The 6,165-nt window shown below is 58.4% G+C and carries 5 protein-coding genes and 1 rRNA gene; 3 read left to right on the top strand and 3 right to left on the bottom strand.

Annotation, left to right across the window (positions count from 1 at the left end; genetic code table 11):
• A 16S ribosomal RNA gene (locus BLU39_RS17775) occupies nt 1-135 on the bottom strand; the annotation flags it as partial.
• A 575-nt stretch (nt 136-710) separates the two neighbouring features.
• Between BLU39_RS17775 and BLU39_RS17770 the strand changes: the two genes are divergently transcribed.
• From BLU39_RS17770 to BLU39_RS17760, 3 genes are all read left to right on the top strand, one after another.
• On the top strand, nt 711-2,003 hold the full coding sequence (locus BLU39_RS17770) for a sensor histidine kinase (protein WP_092715275.1): 1,293 nt from the start codon (nt 711-713) through the stop codon (nt 2,001-2,003).
• A gap of 68 nt (nt 2,004-2,071) precedes the next feature.
• Entirely contained in the window at nt 2,072-2,830 is a 759-nt protein-coding gene (locus BLU39_RS17765; RefSeq protein ID WP_092715273.1) for a LytR/AlgR family response regulator transcription factor, read from the top strand.
• Between the two features lie 161 nt (nt 2,831-2,991).
• Nucleotides 2,992-4,182, top strand: coding sequence for a PAS domain-containing sensor histidine kinase (locus BLU39_RS17760; protein ID WP_092715271.1), 1,191 nt, complete (start codon nt 2,992-2,994; stop codon nt 4,180-4,182).
• A 45-nt stretch (nt 4,183-4,227) separates the two neighbouring features.
• On the opposite strand, the gene BLU39_RS17755 is transcribed toward BLU39_RS17760, so the two are convergent.
• Together BLU39_RS17755 and BLU39_RS17750 are read right to left on the bottom strand one after the other, a co-directional pair.
• The gene (locus BLU39_RS17755; protein WP_046682561.1) at nt 4,228-5,175 is read right to left on the bottom strand and encodes a porin; all 948 of its coding nucleotides are present in this window, start codon (nt 5,173-5,175) and stop codon (nt 4,228-4,230) included.
• A 318-nt stretch (nt 5,176-5,493) separates the two neighbouring features.
• Nucleotides 5,494-6,144: a class I SAM-dependent methyltransferase gene (locus BLU39_RS17750; protein WP_092715269.1), complete on the bottom strand. Its 651-nt coding sequence runs from the start codon at nt 6,142-6,144 to the stop codon at nt 5,494-5,496.
• Nucleotides 6,145-6,165 lie beyond the last annotated feature (21 nt).

Below are 6,165 nucleotides of genomic sequence, written 5' to 3'. Positions count from 1 at the left end.
TCCAGGGTACGTTCCGATATATTACTCACCCGTTCGCCACTCGCCACCAGAGCAAGCTCCGTGCTGCCGTTCGACTTGCATGTGTAAGGCATGCCGCCAGCGTTCAATCTGAGCCAGGATCAAACTCTTCAGTTTAATCTCTGTTACTTTGCCGTTTTACCGGCACCGTCATTGCTGACGGGTCGCTCACTCAAAAAACTGACAGGCCACTACTTTCGTAGCGCCTATTTCATTATTTCTTGTGAACATTTGATATTTTAAGTATGACGACGATCCGAAGATCATCGCTGCACTACATCAAATGCCCACACTTATCGACTGTTAATTGTTAAAGAACTGTATTCGGCACTGCTTTCGCGCTATCGACAAAGCGTTGTGTTTGTCAGCTGCGAAGAAGGAAGAGTATGAAGCATTTCGCTAAATCCGTCAACTCCTTCTTTTCTCTCGTCTCACTCTGCATTTGCATGCGTCGTTCAGCGAGGGGGCGAATTATAGCCCTGCCCCACATTCCCCGCAAGCGATATTTACCGCCCCTCACCGCCCAGCAAGCCTGGTCTTCACTTCAAGCGCCTTTTTGTGCAGCCTGTCGCAATCGGCTGGCGTAGTTCGTGGTCTTTAGGCACAGTGGCACCATCAGACTCTGACGCTACGCAACAAGGGATTAAACTTGCCCGCTGCGTCGATTAACTCTTGTATTTGAAAGTGCCCCCATGCTTCCGATTTCCAGCCTGCCCGAATTGTTGAAAACCATCCTCGCTTGGTTGCAACGGGCATTCGACGCGACGACGACCTGGGTCACCCAACTGTCTTGGTGGAAATTCTTCCTGTTCGCCGCGCTGGCACTGATCGCCGGTTCCATTTTGCAAGATGAGCTGTTCTCGTCCAGCCCAGATGAAGAAGTTGTCATCAAGTCGCACAAACGCAGCAGCAAGGGTTCGGGTGAAACCAATATCCTGATCGACGATACGGGCATCCATTTCAATCCCCGCAATAGCAAGAACCGGCGCAGCAGCGCCACCGACGCGGCCAGCGAACCGGCCGATGCCGCCGAAGCGGACGCGCAGGCCAAAGCCGTGCCGCCAGAACCACCCGAGCCACCTGCCGCCCCCGCCAAGCCTAATTATCCGGTGACGACCAATGCATCGGGCGAAGAAGTCCATATTGAATTGCCGCCACAAATCGGCGAAGAGCTGTCAAATGCCATCGAAGAAGCCGTCGATGATGCTGCCGAACAAAAAGTGTCGCGCTATCACCAGCAAGCCTCGACCTGGTTCAAGAGCTTTGTCTCCTTGCTGGTGTTGGCCCTGTTCGCCATGAAAGCGCTGGTCGGCGGCAAGAAACGTGCGGAAGCGGAAACCGTCACGGCGAACGAAGCAGCCGAACGCGAATCCATGCAGCGCCAGCTCAGCGAGGCGAAGATGCAGATGATGCAGGCGCAAGTCGAGCCGCACTTCCTGTTCAACACACTTGCCTCCGTCGAGCACCTGATCCAGGTCGACCCGCCGCGTGCGGCCAAGATGCAGCGCAGCCTGATCCAGTATCTGCGCGCCGTGCTGCCGCAAATGCGCGACAACGCCCTCATTACCAACCTCGGCCGTGAAGCGGACATGGTGCAAGCGTACTTGAACCTGCTGAAAATGCGCATGGAAGAACGCCTGACCGTCGATTTCCAGATTCCCGACGGCCTGCGCAGCGCCGCCTTCCCGCCCATGATGCTGCAATCGATGGTGGAAAATGCCATCAAGCACGGCCTGGAAGTCAAGCCGGAAGGCGGCACCCTGCGCATCGTGGCCGAAGTGGCGCACAGCAAGCTGCGCGTGACGGTGACCGATGACGGCCTGGGCTTTGGCGTGGTCCCCAGCGATGGCACGGGACTGGGCTTGCCCACCATCCGAGAGCGGCTGAAGCTGCTGCATGGCGACGAGGGCAGCCTGACCATTACGCCAAATCAACCGTCCGGCGTGTGCGCCGTGATCGAAGTGCCCTATCAATTGTCCAAATAAGACAGAGTAGTTGATAAAAACGCCAAATCATTGAATAATCAATCTTCGCCTGTTCACACTTGAGACTTATGCCTACCGCTATTATTGCCGACGACGAAAGACTGATGCGCGACCAACTGCGCCTGCGCCTGGGCCAGGCCTGGCCCGAACTGGAAATCATCGGCGAAGCCAAGAATGGCGACGAAGCGATCGAACTGGTGGAGCAACTCAAGCCCGACTTTGCCTTCCTCGATATCCGCATGCCGGGCAAGACGGGCATGGAAGCGGCGCAAGTTATCGGCAGCAAGACGCACATCGTCTTCGTCACGGCCTATGACAGCCACGCCGTCGAAGCCTTCGAACGGGGCGCCGTCGACTATGTACTCAAGCCGCCCGAGCACGAGCGCTTGCTGGTGACGGTGGAACGCCTGAAAACGCACTTGAACAAACCCGCCATGGACGTCAACAGCAGCGTCACGGCCATGCTGTCGCAGCTGGCGGAAAAAATCACGGCCAAACCCACGTATTTGCAATGGATACAGGCCAGCATCGGCCAGGACTTGCGCATGATCCCCGTGGAAGAGATTCTGTTTTTCCGTTCTGACGAGAAATACACGTGCGTGCAAACGGCCAAGTACGAGGCGCTGATACGCAAGCCCGTGCGCGATCTGGCCGAAGAGCTCGACCCTTCCCTGTTCTGGCAAATCCACCGCGCCACCCTCGTCAACGTGAATGCCATCGAAGGCGTGACGCGCGACATCCGCGGCCGCCACCTGGTGCTCATCAAAGGCAAATCCGACAAGCTTGAAGTGAGCCGCAGCTTCCTGCACCTGTTCAAGCAAATGTAAGTCTCTCGCCGCCGCCAGGCCCAGGCCGGCGCGGCGCACTCTCTTCTGCCCCCTTCCTGCGCCACATCAAACCGTGCCACGCCAGCAGGCATAGGCTATATCAAGTCTCGCCCGCCATTCCTGCACTGCCTGCCTTCGCCCACGTTCGCAAGGAGAGCCCCATGCCCGACCGAGGCAGTCCCGCACTGCTGCGCTTCTTGCCGTTGGGTATGGCGGCGGCGCTTTTGCTGTGCCTGTTTCCGCCACTGAAAGCCCGCCGACAACAGCAGGCGCGCGGCCAGGCCATCATCGACAGCGCCAGCGACGCCATCATCAGCATCGACAGCCGGCAAATCATCCTGCATGCGAACGCGGCAGCAGCCAGATTGTTCGACGACACGCCGGCCGCCATGTGCGGCATGCGCCTGGGCCACTACATCCTGCGCGACTTGCGTACCCTGGGCGGACTGGGCAAGCGCGATGGCGATCCGCCGTTTGGCGACATCTGCCAGGAGCTGCGCCTGACGGGCCGCCGTGCCACCGATTACACCCTGACGGGACGGCGCAGCGATGGCGCCATGTTTCCCCTCGAAGGCTCGCTCTCGGCCATGCAGGAAGATGGCCAGAGCGTATTTACCATCATCGTGCGCGACATCAGTGCGCGCCAGCAGATGCATGAACAGCTGGCCCGTTCCTTTTCGCAATTGCGTGAATTGTCGAGCGCGCTGCAAACCATCCGCGAAGAAGAGCGCAAGCATATCGCGCGCGAATTGCATGATGACCTGGGGCAGTTGCTGGCCACCCTGCGCGTCGACCTGACCCTGGTGCGCCAGCACACGGACACCACCGCGTCCCTGCAGGCGCTGCTGCACAGCATGGACGGCTTGCTGGTGACGGCCATCACCTCGCTGCGGCGCATCGCCAGCAACCTGCGTCCGCGCGCCCTCGATGAAGGGGGCTTGTATTTTGCGCTGCAAAAACTGCGCCACGACTTCCTGCTGCGTCGCGCCATCCATTTCGACTTGCTGGCCGACGAAGCCGACCTCGTGCTCGACGATGCGCGCAGCACGGCCATCTATCGCATCGTGCAGGAGGCGCTGACGAATATCGCGCGCCATGCCGAAGCGAGCCACATCACCATCGCCCTGCACCGCATCGACTCTTCCTTGGCAATCACCATCCAGGATGACGGCCGCGGCATCGCCGAACACGACATGGAAAAGGCCACGGCCCTGGGGCTGCTGGGCATGCGCGAGCGGGTATGGGGCTTGAATGGCAACATCCATATCGGCGCCGATAGCGAACTGGGTGGCACGCGCATCGAAATCTCGCTGCCCATGCATGCCGAGGCGGCCGCGGCGGCGATGCAATAAAAAAGGCGCCCGCAGGCGCCTTTGCTTCATCACATCGAATGATGCTTAGAATTTGTGTGCCAGGCCGATCTGGTACGAGGTCAGCGACTTGACGCGCTCGCGGCCAGCGTAAGCGTACACGTCGGTGCGCTTCGACAGGTGGTAGTCGTAGCCGACGCCGAATTCCTTGATGGTGTCCTGATCCTTGAACTTGTTGTTGCTTTGCTCTTGCTTGCCATACGACACTTTGGCATCGCCGCCGCCGACCGTGTAGTTCAGGCCGATCAGGTAGGACTTGAATTCGCCAGTCGTGGCAACTTTGGTGTCGCCTTTCGAGTAGGCGGCCGTGATCTTGGCTGGGCCGAATTTATAGCCGCCACCGATGGACCACAGGTCAGGCTTGGCGGCCGTTGCCGTTGCTTGCACGGCTTTTTCGTAGCCGGCGTGCAAGCTGATTGGGCCATTGTCGTAGGTTGCCAGTCCGATCACGCCTGCGTCAGCGCTGTTGACTTCGCTCAGCACGTATTGCAGGCTGCCCACGAAACCTTCAAAGCTTGGGCTGTTGTAGGTCACGGCATTGTTGACGCGCGACGAGCCGACGCCCGAACGCAGCAGGGTTTCATTGTTCTTGCCGACGACACCGTAGGTGTTGAATGGGTCGACGCGGGCGATGGTGCCATCGACCAGGTTCTTGGTGCGGCCCAGGATGGCGGTACCGAAAGCGCCTTTCAAGCCCACGTAGGCTTGACGGTCGAACAACACGCCTTTTTGCGCGCCGGTGTCGGCCAGGAATTCACTTTCCAGGTTGAAAATGGCGGACAGGCCGCCACCCAGATCTTCCGTACCCTTGAAACCGAGGCGCGAAGCATTGTTTTCGCGTTGTACCGTCGGCTGGCCAGTGGTCTTGGCAATACCAAGGTCAACCAGGCCGTACACGGTGACGTTCGATTGTGCTTGTGCCGTAGCTGCTGCGAAGGTGCCGATGATCAATGCTGCCAGAGTAATTTTTTTCACTTGAGATTCTCTACATTAGGTTGGACAAGGTGTGCCGCTGCTGAGCTGCTTAGCTGCTGAACCGAATCATGCCCATCAAATACTTCAACAATATGACAACGACAAGATGTTGCTTTTTGGCACAACGTCGTGTCAGATAAAAACAACAGGCGAAAAAAAACCGCCCGAGGGCGGTTCATGCGGCGGCAAGGCCTATTTACCGTAGGTCGGATTAGCGGGGCAAGGCCATGCGTAATCCGACAACATTGTTGGCAAGGCGGCGGTGTCGGATTACGCGGCTGCGCCGCTAATCCGACCTACCATCTACACAGATCAGCCTTACTTCAGGCGGCAGCTCAGCAGCCAGTAGTACTCCAGCCGCTTCATGCGAATTTCACGGGCCGAGTGGGCAAACTTCTTGCGCAGGTGGCTATCCGATGGGAAATTCTTCAGTACTTCATAGCGCTCGCCCGCGTCCGTCGTGCGGAACTGGTGGGTATTTCCTTCCAGGTCGGTGCGCGCGATCACGGTGCTGCTGCCGTCAACATAGGAATTGTCGATCAGCACCAGCAGGATGTCCTTGCCCAGCTTGCTGCGCAATTGCTTCAGGTATTTGTCCTGGTCTTCGCGCTTGACGTGCGACCACCAGAAGCCGGCGAACACGGCAGTGAACTTGCCCTGCAAATCATCGGGCAAGTTAAAAGCGTCAAGCTTGGCGAAACTGACGTTGTCAGGCAAGCCGCGCGCCTGGGCCAGCGCCAGCATTTCATCGTTGATATCGGTGGCCAGCACGGACTCGGCCGACTCGGCGACCACTTCCGTCCAGTAGCCGGTGCCGCAAGCCAGTTCCAGTACGGTGTGGCCTTCGAGCACGTCGGCGACCTTGTCGCGCAACACTTCCAGGTCTTCCTGGCGTTCGGGCTTGTCATAGACGCGCTCGTACTGCTGCGCGATGGTGGCGTAATATTTGGCAAGCTGATCGGTAATCATTGTTTCTTCTCTTCTTAAATA

Origin of the sequence: Janthinobacterium sp. OK676 (genome assembly GCF_900103595.1) — a bacterium.
In the GTDB taxonomy this organism is placed as follows: domain Bacteria; phylum Pseudomonadota; class Gammaproteobacteria; order Burkholderiales; family Burkholderiaceae_D; genus Janthinobacterium.
This window is presented reverse-complemented; position numbering and strand designations above follow the sequence as displayed.

What these genes read in the sequence shown, in the direction of transcription:
- BLU39_RS17760 (WP_092715271.1), top strand. Translation starts at nt 2,992, where the DNA reads ATGCCCGACCGAGGCAGTCCCGCACTGCTGCGCTTCTTGCCGTTGGGT.
- BLU39_RS17770 (WP_092715275.1), top strand. Translation starts at nt 711, where the DNA reads ATGCTTCCGATTTCCAGCCTGCCCGAATTGTTGAAAACCATCCTCGCT.
- BLU39_RS17750 (WP_092715269.1), bottom strand. Translation starts at nt 6,144, where the DNA reads ATGATTACCGATCAGCTTGCCAAATATTACGCCACCATCGCGCAGCAG.
- BLU39_RS17765 (WP_092715273.1), top strand. Translation starts at nt 2,072, where the DNA reads ATGCCTACCGCTATTATTGCCGACGACGAAAGACTGATGCGCGACCAA.